Consider the following 18939-nt stretch of genomic DNA (forward strand, 5'->3'; position numbering starts at 1 on the left):
AAAAATTTAAAACTAACGTTGTAGTTTTAAACAGTATTTCTACATTTGTAGAATACAATTGACAAAAGTAGAATGAACTTACCCAAGTCTGAAGAACAGTTGATGCAATACCTATGGCAAGCAGGGCCTTCATTTATGAAGGATCTGATAGAAGCCTACCCTGACCCCAAGCCAGCCTCGACTACCGTTGCCACCCTGTTGAAGCGTCTCCAGGATAAAGGAGCCATTGGTTTTAAGAAATATGGAAATGTCAGAGAGTACTACCCTATTCTTAAGAAAGAAGAATACTTCTCAAAGCACTTCAACGGGGTAATCAAAAACTTCTTTAATGATTCAGTATCTCAATTCGCATCATTTTTCGCTTCTGAAAAGAACCTGACTGATGCCGAACTAGAGGAACTTCAAAAAATAGTTGAGGCACAGATAAACAAGAGAAAGAAATGATGATCTATATACTCAAGTTTATTGGTTGTTCAGGCCTACTGCTGCTTTTCTACTACGGTGTGTTGCAAAACGATAGGCTCTTTCGCTTTAACCGTTTTTTCCTACTTGCCATAGTTGCCATCGCATTGATAGTGCCGCTGACGGTCGTTAAAACCAAAATCATCGAGGTGCCAGTCGCTCAAGAAGTTCAGACATATGACAATCCGATCGGCATAGAGTCACTGAATTATGCACCGCCTCTTACCGAGCTTACACACGAGCCCGAAACTGCCTTCAGTATCCCTTGGGAGTCCGTACTTTGGGCCATTTATGCATTAATCACAGCGATCCTACTCATCAGGTTCACTCGCAATCTTCTTACTATTACCCGACTAAAAGACAAGGCACATATTATTTCAGACAAAGGAATAAAAATAGTCTTGAGAGAAGATATAAGGGCTTCATTCAGCTTTTTAAACCTAATGTATACGAACAAGATGCGTTACGAACAAGGCAATTTACCGGATGAGATCATTGAGCATGAAAAGCATCACATCACACAAAAGCATAGCTACGATATCATCTACATCGAGTTTGTTCAGTGCTTGCTATGGTTCAATCCCTTCATCTACTTTATTAAGAAAGCGATCAAACTCAACCATGAGTTTTTGGCAGATCAACATGTCTTGAAGCGTCAAAGCTCAGCTTATGAGTATCAAAAAATATTACTTGACATTACACGCAAGCAGCTAGCCCTGACCCCTGCCTTTGCGAGTAATCTCAATTACGGTTTTACTAAAAAACGATTAAATATGATGACTAAAAACACAAACAAATTTAAGTCTATGATCAAGCAGATTGCAGCTGCTGGTATCATAGCAGGCACCTTCTGGATTGGTGGAGAAACACGCCTTATTGCTCAAGAAGTTGCCGTTGACCTTAATGCGAAACTTGAGCCCAATGTAAAGCTTGATACTCAAGCAAAACTAATGGTAAAGTCGAATTTTCTGGATAGCATTACACTGGATCTGAAGCCAAAGCTGAAATTCGAACTCCAAGACACCACAAAAGGCGTGCGCATAAAACAATTCGGGGTGATTTTAAAAGGAAGGCGAGTCAGGTTTAATGACGAAAATGGGCAACAGATAGAAAAACAATACAATGAGCTATCCGAGGCTGAAAAGGAAAGATTTAAGAACCCAGATGCTAAGCCACAGTTCTACTTGCCCCCGCCACCCCCTAGCTATATGGATCAAAAAATATTGGATGACTTTTTTGATACCGAGAAATATGGCGTTTGGCTAAATGGGAAAAACGTTGAAAACAGTAGACTAAAGGATTATTCTCCTAATGACTTTTACTACTATACCAAAAGTAGACTGGGTAGAAATGCCAAAAACTACGGCAAGCATGTATTTCAACTTGACATAGTCACTCGCGAACATTATGAGACACTACCGAATTCTAAAGGCTCATGGATTGATTATCAAAGGCCTATAATTATTGAAATACCCGAGCAGAAATCAGCTAAAGAAAAAGTAAAAAACAAGCCTCAAATCAAAGAAATACCGGAGGTCAAGGAGCTTAAAGAGGTACCAGATGTCTTTGAAATTGAAGAAGTTCCAGAAGTCTATGAAACTGCGGAAGTCCCAAGCAAGGGGAAGCCTCAAAGTGTGAAAGAAAAACCCGCGGTGATTAAGGTTAAACCAAAAGCAGACTTAAAGGAAGTACCCAAAGTCAAAGAGGTAAAAGCAAAAGAGAAGAATCAAGCAGTAAGGGAAAAGGAAAAAGACTTAGATCAGAGACTTGCTCATTTGATTCCTCTCACTGTTAGGTTCAAAAATCGAAATGGTCAATATGTTGAAAAAAGCTTTGGTCAACTCAGTCTAAGTGAAAAAGAAGTCCTCATAAGCGAAGCAGGTGAGGGAAAATATCTAGTAGGTATCTGGAAAGAGAAATCGGTCAAGAGTGACCAACTTGAAAAGCATTATGATCAGGAAAAATACCGATTGAATATAGATGATAAACAGGCTAATCTTTCACAAATAAAGAATCTAGATGCGGAGTCTTTAGTCTCTTTTTGGATTGCACCTTCATCTGGCTTTTTACCACAAGAGCTCATAACAATTTGGACTGAAGCATATTTCAAGGAGAACTATGAATTGACAGATAAAGGCCTGCTTTGGGCTAAACTATCAACCATGGAACTATCAGGTATTTAGAAATATGGTGATTATTCTTGTGTCCAAAAACAAGGAATGATATGAGGTAATAAAACAAAAAGGGGAGCTTGAGCTCCCCCTTTCTGTTCAACTAAAAACTAGCAATTAAATAGTGTGGGTAATCCGAAAGGATTTATTAAATCTTCACTTCATCCATCAACAACTAACTCTACTTTTCAAATCAAAGATCGTACCTTCCGGTACCCACACTTGATTGTCTTACTTATCTATATGATAGTATTACTATCAAGATACTTATGTAACGATTCCCAGTTTTCAAAGTTTAGAGTTTTAAGTCTTATTTTTAATAATCCCACAGACGGTTGAATTTTACCGTAAATGGTCAAAACCTCACTCAATGAATAAGTTAAAACTCTTTTTACTCACTTTCATCCTTTGTGCATGTAGTGCAGAAAATGATCAGTATTTTGGACAAACACCTCCTGGAAATATTCCTGAAATGTTTATGTCAGGCGTGATTTCCAAACGTGACACCATTGAATTTGGCTCTGTTTTCTCAAAAGATGGTAAGTCTTTCTACTATGCAACTGGACCATCAGCTCGTCACGAGATCCACTTCAGTGAATCTGTTAATGGTCAGTGGACTCCTTTCGAACTACTCCTTAAACATCCTGATTACGGTTTCAACGACCCATTCCTTTCCAATGATGAGCAGCGGTTATTCTTTATTTCTAGAAAGCCCAGAGACGAACGTGATGTCCCTTCCAATTATGATATCTGGTATATTGAAAAAGAGGCTGATGGCTGGTCTGAACCGATCAATGCTGGACCTCAAATCAATTCAGATAAGAACGAGTACTATATCTCCTTCTCAGAAGACGGTAGCATGTACTTTTCATCCAACAAGGAGACTGATTCAGACAGTAACTTTGATATCTACAGAGCAGAAGCAACAGATGACGGATGGGAAGAGCCAGTTAGACTAAGCGATGCTATTAATACAGAGGCCTATGAAGCTGATGCTTTTATCGCTCCAGACGAGTCCTACCTCATTTTCACTTCCAGAGGAAGGGAAGATGGTGCGGGTGGTATTGATCTATACATCAGTTTCAAAGATGAGGATGGGAATTGGCTCCCTTCTAAAAATCTTGGCAGGCCCATAAACTCCAGAGGCCCAGATTATTGCCCTTTCGTCACGAAAGATGGTAAATACCTCTTTTATACCAGTTATAATGATATCTATTGGGTGAGTACCAAGGTGCTTGACCAGATGCGATAATTTAAAAGCTATGAAAAACACAAAGTATATCCTCTTAGTCATTGGTATTCTTGGAATGGGTGCTGGTGTATACGCTATTGTGACAGGAAAAGGTCCAAGTGAATATCTATTAGGGTTGATTTGCGGGGCTAGTCTGGTATTTGGTTACACTGAACTGAGCAAACAGGCAGAATCTAGAAATGAATGATAATGCTGTCAATTCAGCAATAACTATCAAAAATTTTTTATGAAATCAGCCTATCATTGCTTTATAATTAAAGCTCATGAACCGCATTAGTGTTGAAAAGTCGATTGCCTATATAGAGGCAAACCTTCAAAACCCTTTATCATTGGAAGCAGTAGCAGATGCTGCATGTCTTTCCAAGTATCACTTTTCCAGAGCCTTTAAATCAGCTACAGGAGATAAAGTTAGTGACTACATCAGAAGACGAAGGATAACCCAGGCCGCATTCGACCTAATCAAATCACCTGATAAGATTGGCCAAATTGCTATCGACTATCAGTTCGACTCACAGGAGTCTTTTACACGATCTTTTAAAGGTGTCTATGGACTTACCCCTAATGAATATCGCAAGAATGGTGTCAACATATTGGCACATAGACGCAGTAGCCTATCTGCAGAAAGAATCGAGCATCTTCAACAGAATGTTTCGTTAGAACCCACCATAGTTACCGAACCACAGCGTAAGCTTATAGGGATACACTGCCAAACCTCTTCGGTACAGAACAACATCCCTGTGCTTTGGCAGGTATTTATGCGAAGGCTACATGAAATTGACAACAGCCTAGATAATGGTCGATTTGGGATCAGTGGATATAAAGACTTTGACCCAACTCAATTCTCAGCAAACGCAATGGTTGATAAATGGGCAACTGTAGAGGTAAGTGCTATTAAGGAAATACCTGAAGATATGGTGGCCTATGAACTCTCAGGAGGCACCTACGCACGATTTAGTCACCGAGGTGGCAAACGTAATGTACAAATGACCTTCGAATACATCTACAGTACCTGGCTACCCAATTCTATCTATGAAATCGATAATCGAGAACATTTTGAACATTATCCTAAAGACTACCAGGGGCCTGAAAATCCTGAGTCAGAATTATTTATCTTTCTTCCTATCAAACTGAAGAACCAGGTTGAATGAAAGAATTAATTGAAGACGAAGAGTTCAAGGGAATAGACTTTTCAGCAAAGAAATTTCAGCATGCTGATTACGAATACTGCAATTTCATCGGGTGTAGCTTTTCGGGCGTTGATCTCTCTAACCTTAGTTTCCTAGAGTGCAGCTTCAAAGACTGTGACCTCACCTCAGCAAAAATACTTTCCACCAGCTTTAAGACCGTAAGCTTTAACAGCTGTAAGTTGTTGGGGCTTCATTTCGATCATTGCAACCCATTCTTACTAGAAATGTGCTTTGAGCATTGTCAACTTGACCTCTCCTCTTTTTATCAGCTTTCGCTCAAAAGGACTTTATTCCAAAGTTGTAGCCTCAAAGAGGTAGACTTTGTAGAATCAGACTTAACTGAAGCTCAATTCAATGACTGCGACCTGTTAGGAGCAATTTTTGAAAACACTAACCTTACCAAAGCAGATTTCCGTACCGCCTCAGATTACAACCTGGATCCAACTTTGAATAAGGTGAGTAAAGCCATGTTCTCCATATCCGGTTTACCTGGATTGCTCAATAAATACGATATCCATATTGAATAATTGAATTTTTCTTTCGGCTATTGAGTTTTATCATCACAAGTTTGATAAGACTCTATCATGGCAAAGAACTTTACCAATTTCGCATTTACGGATAGTGTAAAAGCAGAACAAGAGGCCCGAGGATCCAGGGCATCCTATGCTCGAATGGAAGAAAAGGATCAGTACAAGCTTTCTTTCAGAGAAACGACCTTCATAGACCAACAGCACGGATTCTATATGTCAACAGTGGGAGAAAAAGGATGGCCATATGTCCAATTTAGAGGCGGACCGACAGGCTTTCTAAAGGTAATTGATGCACAAGCCCTGGCTTATGCTGACTTTGGTGGAAATATGCAGTATATCAGTACAGGAAACTTGAAAACTTCCAAGAAAGCCATGTTATTCCTGATGGATTACTCTACCAGAACACGACTCAAAATCTGGGCAGAGACTGAGATTCTTGAACCGAAAGACAATCCTGATCTTTTGGAGATGCTAACCGATCCAGGCTACAAGGCCAAGGTAGAACGGATCATTGTCTTCCATATCAAAGGCTTTGACTGGAATTGCCCCCAGCACATTACGCCCAAGTTTACTATTGATCAGATGAAAGACTTGGTGAAACAACACCCAGATCTACTGGAAGAGCTAAATAAAGCTGCAGAGGCATGATCATATTAAAGTATCCCGAGGGTTCTAAAGAGTTAAGTAATTGGAAGTCGAGGCTTGCAAGAATGACCGTGCCTCACCTGCTAGTTGAAGAGTCAAATAGGCAACCATCCATCAAAGAAGGCAATAAGGCAGAAATTGTTGGAGCAGCCGCTATCGACTTATTCCTAAATCAATATGAAAGGGATTTGAAGTCATGGAATCAGGATCGATGCGATATGTGGTTCTTTGACGAGAAAGACTAGTTTTCAATTTCACTTCTACATCTTCCAGTACAATTCTAGAGAGTTCTTTCCACTTATCTGTCTTCTAAATCTGGTCATTTCTCTCTTATGCATTCGTGGCATAAACACCAGCCGAATAAGCAAAAAAGCCAGACCTATTTCTAAGCCTGACTTTCTTAATTCTAGCTTCTAGCTTCTAGCTTCTAGCTTCTAGCTTCTAGCTTCTAAAGAAAACTAGTTCTGTCCACCTTTTGTCTTCTCAAGCTTAAGGCTCTCGCCTTCTTCTACTTTCTCCTTAGACTCATCTATCAAGTCATAGCGCAATGTTCTACCCTTTAGCTTAGCCGGTAGACCATAGGCCATCCACTCTGGCATTGGTTCTCCCTTAAGGTAATGGTTGAAGAATTGAGCCATTCTGATAGAAAGGTCTTTACGATTCTTACGTCTTCTCAGGTTGTGTGCCTCATCGTTATACGAAACCATCCAAGCTGGTTTTTGAAGCCTTCTCAGCGACATATAGAATTCAATACCCTGATACCAAGGTACGGCTCCATCAGCATCGTTATGCATAATGAAAAGTGGGGTTTCAATATCCGGTACTTTGAACAATGGAGAGTTCTCAATGTAAAGATCAGGTCTATCCCAAAGTGTAGCTCCTAATCTACTTTGTGTTTTTTCATACTGGAACATACGGCTCATGCCACTGCCCCATCTTACACCACCATAGGCAGAAGTCATATTTACAACAGGAGCACCTGCACCTGCAGCTTTGTAAAGGTTAGTTCTGGTCACCATATGTGCTACCTGATATCCACCCCAGCTTTGACCTTGAATGGCCATATTATCTTCATCCACAAAACCCATGGCCATAACAGCCTTAGTGGCAGGTACCACGTGATTCATGGCACTTCTTCCAGGATGACCCAATTCATACTTGATATCCGGAACAAGTAACAAATAGTCATTGCTCACATAGTAAGGGATGTTCACAGTACTGGCACTCGGTGCCGGACTTGGGTGACTATGCAAAGAATTTGATCTACGCTCATAGAAGTACACAATCATTGGATACTTCTTATTTGGATCGAAGTTCTCAGGCTTGTAAAGTATCGCCTGCATGGTTTCACCGTCATAGGTATTATCGAACTCGATCAACTCGGCAGTACCCCAGTTGTACGGATCTTCCTGAGCACCCACATCACTAAGTTTCTTGAGGCCAGACATATCAACACTGTTCGCAGCATACAGCTCACCGTATTCCTCATAGGTTGACTTTCTGACTAGCACACGATCGGCATCTTTAGCTTTAATCAGACCATAGATACTCATATCTTCCATCACAACCATTTTCGGGTTGGCAGAACCCATCATGTCTGCAGTAACAAAACCAGATGCTTTTGTCCACTCGTTGAAAGCACTAAGTGTGGCAGGACCATCGGTAGCAATTGTTCTTGCTTCGCGATCCAAACGCTGATATCGCATTGTAATCTTATTCTCACGACCATAGCCATTGGTCACGTTCACTGGATCGCCTCCCTTAGGATCGAACCTCCAGATATCGTAGCGATCATATAGGAAGAAAGCCGCATCGTCATCGGCCCATCCTGGACCACCATATTGTCTGGCAAGTGATGGTGAGTCGTGCAATTCATTTGAGAAGGAAACACTCATTCCAGCAGTCAAGTTTTTGATATCTCCTGTAGCCACTGACATCATGTAATAATCGCCATCCTCAGGATTGTGCCAAGTCAGGTAGTTTCCTCCAGGAGACAATGAAGGAAAGCCTTTCGCTCCTTTAATCAACAACTCTGCCTCACCAGTCTCAGTGCTAACTTTGTAAAAATCTCTAGGTAGCTGGGTATCCCAAGTCATTTGAGTACGGTAGGGCTGATCGTTCATTGCCAAAACAAAATCGCGATCGCTTCTATAATCAATGGTAATAGATTCCAAATCTGGACCAGCCAACTGCACAAGCTTGCCAGTTTTGGTGTTAAGCACTACATCATAGGATCTATTCTTCTCTCTACCCGCCTGAAGCTTCTGCATGGGCTGGATATAAGGATCGTTATAAGACCAAACATCAACATCTGGACGATCATCCTTCAACAAGGTGGTATCTGCTTCATAAGCATATTCAAAAGGCCTTGGAGCGGTACCAAAGTAAAGTCGTTCGCCAGATTCAGAGAACCTGATATTACTATTACCACTTACCATCCAGTTTTCTGGAATACCCGCGGAAGTTGTATCTGCCACAATACTCGCGCTGGCATTGCCTGCGCTCCAGTGCATCAGGCTGAAATATTTGTGGTCATCATCTTTTTCATTGGCAGAAGCAAAGAAGGCAATTTGGTTTCCTGCTTCATCAGTAGACATCTTCTTGTAGTCCGTCATTCCTTCATTCAAGGTTACTAAAGCACCCGTTGCTGTATTCATGGCATGAATACCAGAAGGATTCAAGGAGTCTACCTTATCATATTCAAAGAATAAGTGATTGCCTTTATCGGTCAACTTATATTCCATTACGCCAGTAATGCTCTTTGACTCACCTGTTTTCAAGTTGTAGAGTACTAATTCAGTGCCTTTAGACTTAGCACGAGGATCTTTAGGAGCTTCTGGTTCCTTTTTCTCTTCCTCCTTAGGAGCTTCTTTCTTCTTATTTCTTCTCTTCTTTTTCTTACCCTCTACGACAGGCTCCTCTTTTTCCTTATCATCATCTTTCTTAGCAGTCTTTTTCTTAGCACTTTTCAATGGCTTCTCATGAATCCATGCCATCCACTCTTCCGACTCGCTCGGTAGCTGGTAGCTTTTTACACGGGCTACTTTCTTGATATCACCAGAGTTGAGGTTGATAATATAAAGAGAGTCCTTTGGCATCTTAGAAGCAGCCGTTTTCTTTAACTTCAACTCTCGTGTTTCCAGGTATGCTGGCTTGATCTCGGCAGCAACATACAGGCCATTGGAGGAAAAAGAATACCTTGAAACCCTATCAACGGAGATTGTCTCATTGGTATTGAGGTTTTTTAGTTCTAATACGGCATCGCCCACTTGTGGATTGATACGATAACCAGCCCAAACACCATCATTGCTAATGCTGACGGATGCCAGACTCTTCCAATCATCATAAACATCGTGTGTAAGTGGCTTTTTTTGTGCAAAAGCCAGAGACACTAAACACATGAGGCTCAGCATCAAAAGGGATTTTCTCGAAAACATAAGTCTAAATTTTGATTTAGTAACCTCACAAATATAATTGTATGGTTGTGTTTGCAAAGACTTCTTATATTGATGGCATCGGATAAATTTTAACCTGAAAAAGAAATGCTGAAAAAATCACTTATCGCAATACTGCTTTGCCTTTTTACCACAGTGTCCTTCGCTCAGAAGACAATCGCTGAGCTGACAAAAGGCATGACCAAAAAGGAAGGCTACTTTGATTACTACTGGGATGAAAAAGGTGGCAAAGTCTGGCTTGAAATCGAGAACCTCGATTCTGAATTCTTATATGTCAACTCCCTTTCCGCAGGTATCGGTTCAAATGATATTGGTCTAGATAGAGGTCAACTAGGAAGTACGCGTATAGTGGAATTCAGACGCGTTGGGCCGAAAGTAATGCTTGTTCAGCCGAACTATTCCTACAGGGCCATTTCTGACAATGCAGATGAAGTAAGGGCTGTGAAAGAAGCCTTCGCTGAGTCAGTGTTGCAAGGCTTTAAAATTGCCGGAGAAAGTGATGGAAAGATTTTAATTGATATTACTCCCATGCTGCTTAGCGATGCGCACGGAGTGGCAGGTCGTTTGAGAAGTCAGGGAAGCTATCGCATGGATGCCAATCGATCGGCCGTCTACCCTCCTATGCTCAAAAACTTCCCGAAGAACTCCGAATTCGAAGCAACAATAACTTTTGCAGGTACACCTACAGGTCGGTTTATCCGAAGTGTAACACCTACCTCAAGCGCTGTGACGGTGAGAATGCACCACTCTTTTATAGAGTTGCCGGACGATAATTATCAAACGAGAAAAGCAGATCCCCGATCAGGTTATGGTTCAATTCGTTATATGGACTACGCCACTCCTATTCAAGAAAACATTGTCAAGCAATACATCCGAAGACATAGGTTAGAAAAGAAGAATCCTGGAGCCAGAATGAGCGACCCTGTAGAACCCATTCGCTATTATGTGGATCGAGGTGCACCAGAACCAATCAAATCAGCATTGATTGAGGGTGCACGCTGGTGGAACCAAGCTTATGAAGCAGCGGGGTACAGAAATGCATTCATCGTTGAAGAGATGCCGGAAGGTGCTGATCCGTTAGATGTACGCTATAATGTAATCCAATGGGTGCACCGATCGACTCGCGGATGGTCTTATGGATCGTCAGTGACAGACCCTCGAACGGGTGAAATCATTAAAGGTCATGTGAGTTTGGGATCATTAAGGGTTCGTCAGGATTTCCTGATTGCGCAAGGTCTTTTGACGCCCTATGAAAATGGTACAACTCCTGATCCAGAACTATTGAAAATGGCCTTAGCACGACTCAGACAACTTTCTGCACATGAGGTAGGCCATACAATTGGACTCATGCACAATTATGCTTCCAGCGTAAACGACAGGGCTTCGGTTATGGATTATCCTCACCCAAGAATAGACTTGAAAAACGATCAAATCTCATTGGACAATGCCTATGATGTTGGTATTGGTGAGTGGGATAAGGCCGCTGTGACTTGGGGTTACCAAGATTTTCCTGACAGGGTGAATGAAGATGAAGCACTTAACAAACTCATCGAAGATCAAATCAAAAATCAACTGTACTTTATTACTGATGCCGACTCTAGGCCTATCGGCAGTAGTCATCCTGAAGCCCACCTGTGGGACAATGGAAAGAACCCTGTGGATCAACTGAATCATTTGATGAAAGTGAGAGAGAAAGTATTGGGTGACTTCTCTGAGAAGAACATCCCTGTTGGCGTGCCAATGGCTAAGCTAGAAGAAGTCTTAGTACCCATGTATATGATTCATCGCTATCAGCTAGAAGGCGCTGTAAAAGTAATTGGTGGCACCTATTATAACTATAAGTTAAGAGGCGATTCACAGCCTGAACAACGTACTGTACCTAGAGCTGAGCAAGATGCTGCCCTCGATGCACTTCTTAACGTAGTCAACCCAAGAAATCTTGCATTCCCTGATCACATTATTGCTATGATACCTCCACGCCCTCCGGGAAATGGCAGGTCAAGAGAAACCTTTAAAGTAAGAACAGGATTGAACTTTGATCCAATTGCGCCTGGTGAAACTGTCGCGGGTGCAGTTATGAGTTACATCTTCAACTCACAAAGAGCGACAAGACTAGTACAGCAAAAAGCACTTGACCAGAGTCAAATGGGCCTCACGGATGTTATCAATAAGGTATTAAATGACATTTCTGGCAGGACCTACAGCAACTATTACTACCTAGAGTTAAAACGTGCTACCGAAAAGCAATTAGTAAATGCACTCATGAATCTTTATAACAGCAACAGTGCTTCTTCTCAAGCTAGAGCTGAAGCTATGCTAGGTTTGAAGACCATTGCCAAACGTATGGATAAAGCAAACAATGATGGAACTGCGGATGAGGCTCACAGGATGTACATCACCAACCTAATTACAAGGTTTTTTGATGATCCAGGAGACCTTCAGATACAAAGAGCATTGACGCCTCCTGACGGTTCACCGATCGGAACAGATTTACAAGATTGGTGCTCATTCGGCACTGGCCATTGATAATCATTACCCTAAGGAAAAATCGTCACCCTGAATTCATTTCAGGGTCTTCGGAAAATTGGTAACAAACTGAATAGATTCCGAATCAAGTTCGGAATGACGTGTAGAGAAGCCTTAGGGTAATGACTTTTTTATATTTTCACGTTACTTTTTACCACGTTGGTACGTCAATAGCTTATTGAATTAGACTTTATGAACGTTAGAAACATCATTGCCTTTGTATTAATCATTGCCTCATTGCTTTGCCTCTACCCTGGCTTGACCGAACCGATGCTAAGCATACGCATTGCAGCAAAGATTCCACTCATAGGTGATTTTGAATTGTTTGAACGTACACAAAGTGTAATTGAAGCGATCCGATCACTTTACGACTTCGATAATAATCTGGTGGCTACACTCATTCTGATTTTCTCTGTGGTCATCCCAGTGCTTAAGGCCGTATTGCTACTTATCGTCCTGGCGGCTAAAAAATGGCGATTTAGAAAACACCTATATAGATTCGTTGCAGCGATCGGTAAGTGGTCCATGGCTGATGTCTTTGTGGTAGGTGTATTCCTGGCCTATCTGGCAACGGCTTCTGAAGAGAGTATTTCGGCCGAAATATTTGTTGGCTTCTACTATTTCACAGCTTATTGCATTATCTCAATCCTTGGCATTCAAATCATGGATTTAAGGGAAATCAAAAAAACTTTGAGTCCTTATAATAACTAATCAGTTTCCTAGTAGAGTTTACCTGTTTGTATAGTGAGCAGCCTTTACTTTAAAATAAAGGTATTAGTATGTGAATGCTTTATATTGAGTTCAAACTTCACAATTGAGTATTCTCTAGACCTTAGATTAACAAATCATGGAAACAGTTTCAGCAATCCCTTGGTGGGCTTGGGTTCTTTTTGGCCTACTCCTCGTTGTAATTCGCGATGTCCTTCAAAAAAGGCATGCTATTAGTCACAACTACCCTTTAGTCGGTCACCTGAGATATCTACTCGAAAAAATCGGGCCTGAACTCAGACAATATATAGTCGCTAATAATAGAGAGGAACTTCCTTTTAACCGAAGTCAACGATCTTGGGTCTATGCCTCATCTAAGAGACAAAATAATTATCAAGGGTTTGGAACGGATCAAGACCAAAGTGCACCTGGCTTTATTTTCATCAATCCGGCCATGATTCCCCATAAATTGGAAGAGGGACACCCCAACTTAGAGGATAAAAACCTTTTGCCCTGTGCAAAAGTAATGGGCGAGTTTAATCAGCGCAAAAGGCCCTATCGTCCGAAATCCATTGTCAATATTTCTGCGATGAGTTATGGGTCTCTTTCGGCTAAGGCGGTAGAATCTTTAAACAAAGGTGCTGCCCTATCCGGTTGCTATCACAATACAGGCGAAGGATCCTTATCCAAACATCATCAACACGGATCGGATATCGTTTTTCATTTCGGCACGGGCTACTTTGGCGTTCGTGATGACGAGGGCAATTTCTCTATGGATAAAATGATCAAGTTAACCCAGGATTTTCCACAAGTCCGAGCCATAGAGATAAAGCTCTCTCAGGGTGCCAAACCTGGAAAAGGTGGCGTTCTACCAGCTTCCAAAATCACCAAAGAAATTGCTGAAATCAGACATGTGAAATTAGGCGAAGATGTACTGTCGCCTGCCAGTCACACGGCCTTTTCAAATATTCCTGAAATGCTCAGATTTATTGAAGATATAGCTGATCACACAGGTTTGCCCGTTGGCTTTAAGTCTGCCGTGGGTAAGCTCGAAATGTGGGAAGAATTGACCGATCTCATGCTCAAAACTGGAAAAGGGCCTGATTTCATAACCATTGACGGTGGCGAGGGAGGAACAGGTGCCGCACCTCCAGCTTTTGCTAATCATGTGGCCTTGCCATGGGTTTATGCATTTGCGGCTGTCTACAAAATCTTTGAGAAAAAAGGACTCACGGATCGTGTGGTATTCATAGCTTCTGGAAAATTAGGTTTCCCTTCCAATTCATTAATGGCTTTTTCGATGGGAGCTGACCTCATCAATGTGGCGCGAGAGGCAATGTTGTCTATCGGCTGTATTCAGGCCCAGGTATGTCATACCAATAACTGCCCTGCAGGAGTTGCCACACAAAAGAAATGGCTTCAAAATGGCATTGACCCCACCCTAAAGTCGGAACGCTTTGCCAGCTATGCTCGGACGCTCAGGAAAGAAATCCTAGAAATATCGCATGCTGCCGGTTACGAACATCCTTGCCAAATGACCATGCAAGATGTCGATATGAGCATGGGCGATAATAATTACACTACCACACTGGAAGACGTATTCAAATACAAAAAGACGCCAGTTCCTTTTAGAAGTACGCAAGCACTCTTGGATTGCGAGCATTTGGGAAGCAAGCACACCGACTTAGCAGTACATGCTTAGCTAATCAGAATTATCGGTAAATTGGTTAGGCAATCAGCGCCTGACTAATGAAAAAGACTCTACCCATAATTGCATTGTTCTTCTTGAGCAACAGTTGCTTCTTGTTCTATGATAAATATGACACGCTCTTATTGAACGGGCTGGTATTTGATGGACAATCTCTTTCAGAGCAACCCCTTGATGTAGGTATTAAGGATGGTAAAATAATTGCCATTGGCGATTTGGAAGGCCAATCTGCTTACCGTACTGTCATGCTCAACGGTACGGAGATCATCAGCCCGGGCTTTATCGATGTTCACGCTCATATTGAGAGAATAATGCGTATGCCTGATGCCACAAGCTTTATCAGACAAGGTGTAACAACAGTTTTGGCTGGCCCGGATGGTAGAGGCCCCTCTCCTATGGGCGAATACCTTGATAGCCTGGAAACCTACGACTTAGGCATCAATACTGCCTGGCTAGTTGGACACAATACCATTAGAAGAAAAGTAATGGGTACAGAGAATCGTGCCCCCTCTAGTGATGAACTTCAAGCCATGAAGGATCTGGTAAAAGAGGCCATGGATAACGGTGCTTATGGCATCTCCACGGGTTTGAAATATGTACCCGGCTCTTTCTCTTCATTGGAAGAGGTGATTGAATTATCGAAAGTAGCCGCAGCACAAGGGGGCATCTATACATCTCATCTCAGAGAAGAAGGGCTTGGATTGATTGAAGGTGTCAGAGAAGCATTAGTCATTGGAAGAGAAGCCAATATTCCAATTGTTCTTACGCATCATAAGGCCATAGGCAAGCCTATGTGGGGTGCCAGTACTAAAACTTTAGCCATGGTGGACTCGGCAAGAAAAGTCGGCATTGACGTCATGATGGATCAGTACCCCTATACTGCTAGCTCAACAGGCCTTTCCGTATTGATTCCTACTTGGGCAATGGCCGGTGGGCAGGAAGAGTTCAAGAAGAGGGTCAACGATCCTGTTACTAGGAAACGCATTCATCGAGAGATCATGTTCAATATTGAGAATGATCGCGGTGGGGCGGACTTGAATGTGGTACAGTTTGCAAATGTTAGCTGGAAACCAGATTTGAATGGAAAAACCCTGAAAGATTGGGCTATTGAAAAAGGTCTGGATCCGTCTTTTACCATAGGCGCTGACTTAGTCATAGAAGGCCAACTAAATGGCGGAGCCCAATGTATCTTCCATGCCATCGGTGAAGAGGATGTTCAGCGGATTATGCAACACCCACTCGCTATGGTAGCCTCAGATGGAGGTTTGGTAGAACCAGGAAGAGGACATCCTCATCCTAGAAGCTATGGCACCTTCCCTAGAGTATTGGGTTATTATGTGAGAGATAAAGGAATTATAAGCCTGGAGTTAGCCCTCAGAAAAATGACCTCCCTCCCAGCCGAAAGATTGGGATTTGAGGATAGAGGTTGGATAAAAGAAGGTATGCAAGCGGATATCACCGTATTCCACCCAGGCTTAATAAATGAAAAGGGTACATTCGAAGACCCACACCATTACCCAGAGGGCATTTCTATGGTATTTGTGAATGGTAAACTGACCTATCAGGGAGGTCTGGAGGGACCTCAATTTGGAGGTGAAGTACTACGAAAAGGAGATGATTAATTAGTCTCCAATAAATTTATTCTGAGAAGTCACCAGTATTGTAATGGACTCTTGGTTGGCATCAGTAATCACAAAACTCAGTAAAGCGTTTCCTTCGAGATCCAGGATACTGACTTCATTTCTTTCATCATTGAAACTCCACCGTCCCTCTTGTAGATAGTGGGCATCATTACTTGCCAAGACCAGATAATCACAAGTAAAATCAGCACGAAATTCAAAGACTTGCCTAAATCGGCTTGCCGGGAAAGATTGACTTTGGCAACCGCGATAAATACCATCGCCCTCTTCATATGAATTCGTCCAGCAGCCAACCAAGGCACTTTCATCTAAAGATTCAATGGATAATTCATCCTCATTTTCACAGGAAAATGATCCACCAGCGATGAGCAGAATTAGGAAGACATACTTTATGGTTTTCATCGGTTTTGTTTACCCTTTTCTCCTTTGACTACACAAATGCCAAAATGGTTGTAAATTGAATCAGTCAATTTAGCCTTTAAAGCCATGAAGAGATTCTTGATTCTTTTACTTACTGTCTTACCTCTGGCGCTTACAGCCCAGTCAAATGAAGCAATAGCTGACGAAAAGCTGCAAGCGTTTGTCGAAAGAACCAAAGTTCCTGGATTGAGTATCTCAATCTCTCAAAAGGGAGAGCTGGTCTACTCAAAAGGCTTTGGCTATGCCGATCGTGAAAAGAAGATTCCAGTCGATCCATCAAAGTCTAAGTTCCGCATAGGAAGCGTATCCAAGACACTCACCGCAGCAGGACTTGCCAGGCTGTATGAAGATGGGAAGGTGGACCTGGACGCACCTATTCAAAAGTATGTGCCAGCATGGCCAGACAAAGGTGAAACTATAACATTGAGAATGCTCGCAGGACACTTGGCTGGCATAAGGCATTATCGAGGTGCTGAATTCATGAGCCGTGTGAAATACGAAGATGTGGTTGACGGACTTGCTATATTCATCAATGATCCACTCATCAATAAACCGGGAACGGAATACTCCTACTCATCCTATGGTTGGAACCTGATTTCTGCTGCCATGGAAAATGCAGCAGCCCCCCAAGCCAGCTTTCTCTCCAGTAAAAACTTCTTGTCCATTATGCAACAAGAGGTCTTTGATGCCATTGGAATGAAAAACACGGTACCTGATCATGCGGATCACGATATTGCCAATAGAACACAATTCTATCAGAAGAGAAATGGTGAGGCAGTGATTGCACCCTATGTAGACAATAGCTATAAATGGGCTGGTGGTGGCTTCGTGGGCACTACCGAAGACCTTTGCAAGTTTGGTCAAGCACATATGAAGGCGGGTTATTTAAAACAGTCTACTCTAGATGAATGGATGACTTCTCAGACAACCACGGATGGCAGGGAAACCAATTATGGAATTGGTTGGAGAACCTTAAAAAGACCAAGCGGTAATACATTTTATGGTCACAGTGGTGGATCTGTAGGAGGAACCACATTTTTCATGATCCACCCAGAAACCGAAACGGTCCTGGCAATAGTCGGAAATATGTATCCATTGAACTATGGTGGACTCCAGTACGAGCTGATGGAACTCTTTATCAAGTAAGCCAGCAGACCTATAGGGACAAAACCTGATCAAAATGACTTGATTATGTGACTTAAGTCACATAATGATTTGGTCACATTGTTGAAATTCATCCCATGAAAAGTAAAATCATCAAGTTTTTGATGGTATGTCTGATCTGTACAGGCATCATTTTCGGTATTTCAATTTTGATAGAAACCTTAAAATAAAAAGCGATGAAAAAGAACATGGGATCCATTGACAGAATCGTGAGATTAGTAATTGTAGCTGCGTTAGTAGCACTCTATGCCACAGGAACTGTAACGAGTCTTTGGGGTACAGTCGCGCTCGTTGCCGCAGGTATCTTCACATTGACAAGCTTAACAGGCTTCTGCCCTATTTATGCCATTTTCGGTGTGAAAACATGTAAAGTGACTTCATGACAAACGAGCCATACCTCGGTGTGGCTTTTTTTTGTAACAATTAACTAATATATTAGTTCTGTATTTAATTAATTAGTTAAACAACCCTGCTATGAAAAAACTATCCCTATTATTAGCCATTGTCATTATTGTTTCGTGTGAAGATGCCGAAATGTTTGTAGAACCCGAAGGAAGCGATTACGAAGTCGGTTCAACAATTCACGAAAAGCCTGCAGACGACAAAGTCTTTCTGGTTGTTGAGCAAGATCCTACCTTCCCTGGAGGACTAAAAGCTTATAGAAAATTTCTTGGTGAAAACTTAATCTATCCTCAAGAAGCAAAAGAAAAAGGCATTGAAGGAAATGTATATATGACCTTTATTGTAGAAACTGATGGATCACTGAGTGATTTTAAACTACTTAGAAACCCTGGTGGTGGATTAGGTGAGGAAGCACTAAGAGTGTATATGGACGGCCCCAATTGGGTACCTGGCACGCAAAAGAACCAAGCCGTGAGAACTAGATTGACGGCACGAGTTGCTTTTAGAATGAATGACAAAAACCTCAGCGTAATTCAAATCCAAGAACCGAAGAAAGTGGACGAGGTGATAGTCTATGAACAAAAAGACAAAGCAATCATCTACGAAACAGAAGAAAACAATTGAGTCCAAAGGTCATGGAATAAAAAAAGCCTCTTATGAGGCTTTTTT

General features: G+C 41.9%; 17 protein-coding genes. 15 read left to right on the plus strand and 2 right to left on the minus strand.

Going from position 1 to position 18939, the window contains the following annotated elements; all coding sequences use genetic code 11:
• The first annotated feature begins 72 nt into the window (after window positions 1-72).
• The 8 genes from BFP97_RS07690 (at window position 73) to BFP97_RS07720 (ending at window position 6492) form a co-directional block, all read left to right on the plus strand.
• Window positions 73-444: a BlaI/MecI/CopY family transcriptional regulator gene (locus BFP97_RS07690; RefSeq protein ID WP_069841861.1), complete on the plus strand. Its 372-nt coding sequence runs from the start codon at window positions 73-75 to the stop codon at window positions 442-444.
• Window positions 441-2645, plus strand: coding sequence for a M56 family metallopeptidase (locus tag BFP97_RS07695; protein ID WP_069841862.1), 2205 nt, complete (start codon window positions 441-443; stop codon window positions 2643-2645). Before BFP97_RS07690 ends, BFP97_RS07695 begins: the two co-directional genes overlap by 4 nt.
• Window positions 2646-3003: 358 nt before the next feature.
• Window positions 3004-3885, plus strand: coding sequence for a PD40 domain-containing protein (locus BFP97_RS07700; RefSeq protein ID WP_069841863.1), 882 nt, complete (start codon window positions 3004-3006; stop codon window positions 3883-3885).
• Between the two features lie 10 nt (window positions 3886-3895).
• A complete protein-coding gene (locus BFP97_RS20705; protein ID WP_170827427.1) occupies window positions 3896-4072 on the plus strand; it encodes a hypothetical protein in 177 nt (58 codons plus the stop codon).
• Window positions 4073-4148: 76 nt separating this feature from the next.
• On the plus strand, window positions 4149-5033 hold the full coding sequence (locus BFP97_RS07705; RefSeq protein WP_069841864.1) for a GyrI-like domain-containing protein: 885 nt from the start codon (window positions 4149-4151) through the stop codon (window positions 5031-5033).
• Entirely contained in the window at window positions 5030-5599 is a 570-nt protein-coding gene (locus BFP97_RS07710; protein WP_069841865.1) for a pentapeptide repeat-containing protein, read from the plus strand. The genes BFP97_RS07705 and BFP97_RS07710 overlap by 4 nt, the downstream gene beginning before the upstream one ends.
• A gap of 57 nt (window positions 5600-5656) precedes the next feature.
• Complete coding sequence (locus tag BFP97_RS07715) at window positions 5657-6250, plus strand: pyridoxamine 5'-phosphate oxidase family protein (protein WP_069841866.1); 594 nt, start codon at window positions 5657-5659, stop codon at window positions 6248-6250.
• Entirely contained in the window at window positions 6247-6492 is a 246-nt protein-coding gene (locus BFP97_RS07720) for a hypothetical protein (protein WP_069841867.1), read from the plus strand. The genes BFP97_RS07715 and BFP97_RS07720 overlap by 4 nt, the downstream gene beginning before the upstream one ends.
• A gap of 213 nt (window positions 6493-6705) precedes the next feature.
• Here BFP97_RS07720 and BFP97_RS07725 read toward each other — a convergent pair whose 3' ends face one another.
• Entirely contained in the window at window positions 6706-9684 is a 2979-nt protein-coding gene (locus BFP97_RS07725) for a S9 family peptidase (protein WP_069841868.1), read from the minus strand.
• Between the two features lie 105 nt (window positions 9685-9789).
• On the opposite strand from BFP97_RS07725, the gene BFP97_RS07730 reads away from it, so the two are divergent.
• From BFP97_RS07730 to BFP97_RS07745, 4 genes are all read left to right on the plus strand, one after another.
• A complete protein-coding gene (locus BFP97_RS07730) occupies window positions 9790-12228 on the plus strand; it encodes a zinc-dependent metalloprotease (RefSeq protein ID WP_069841869.1) in 2439 nt (812 codons plus the stop codon).
• A 192-nt stretch (window positions 12229-12420) separates the two neighbouring features.
• A complete protein-coding gene (locus BFP97_RS07735) occupies window positions 12421-12939 on the plus strand; it encodes a paraquat-inducible protein A (protein ID WP_069841870.1) in 519 nt (172 codons plus the stop codon).
• A 136-nt stretch (window positions 12940-13075) separates the two neighbouring features.
• Window positions 13076-14638 (plus strand): FMN-binding glutamate synthase family protein, encoded by a 1563-nt coding sequence (locus tag BFP97_RS07740; RefSeq protein WP_069841871.1) that lies wholly within the window; start codon window positions 13076-13078, stop codon window positions 14636-14638.
• Between the two features lie 47 nt (window positions 14639-14685).
• A complete protein-coding gene (locus BFP97_RS07745; protein ID WP_069841872.1) occupies window positions 14686-16266 on the plus strand; it encodes an N-acyl-D-amino-acid deacylase family protein in 1581 nt (526 codons plus the stop codon).
• On the opposite strand, the gene BFP97_RS07750 is transcribed toward BFP97_RS07745, so the two are convergent.
• Window positions 16267-16686, minus strand: coding sequence for a hypothetical protein (locus BFP97_RS07750; RefSeq protein ID WP_069841873.1), 420 nt, complete (start codon window positions 16684-16686; stop codon window positions 16267-16269). It abuts the gene before it with no gap.
• 84 nt (window positions 16687-16770) lie between these two features.
• On the opposite strand from BFP97_RS07750, the gene BFP97_RS07755 reads away from it, so the two are divergent.
• The 3 genes from BFP97_RS07755 to BFP97_RS07765 all read left to right on the plus strand — a co-directional run bounded on the left by BFP97_RS07755 (window position 16771) and on the right by BFP97_RS07765 (window position 18894).
• The gene (locus tag BFP97_RS07755) at window positions 16771-17850 is read left to right on the plus strand and encodes a serine hydrolase domain-containing protein (protein ID WP_069841874.1); all 1080 of its coding nucleotides are present in this window, start codon (window positions 16771-16773) and stop codon (window positions 17848-17850) included.
• Window positions 17851-18044: 194 nt separating this feature from the next.
• Window positions 18045-18251, plus strand: coding sequence for a DUF2892 domain-containing protein (locus BFP97_RS07760; protein WP_069841875.1), 207 nt, complete (start codon window positions 18045-18047; stop codon window positions 18249-18251).
• Window positions 18252-18342: 91 nt separating this feature from the next.
• Window positions 18343-18894 (plus strand): energy transducer TonB, encoded by a 552-nt coding sequence (locus BFP97_RS07765; RefSeq protein WP_069841876.1) that lies wholly within the window; start codon window positions 18343-18345, stop codon window positions 18892-18894.
• Window positions 18895-18939 lie beyond the last annotated feature (45 nt).

The sequence above is a fragment of the Roseivirga sp. 4D4 genome (genome assembly GCF_001747095.1).
Taxonomy (GTDB): Bacteria; Bacteroidota; Bacteroidia; order Cytophagales; family Cyclobacteriaceae; genus Roseivirga.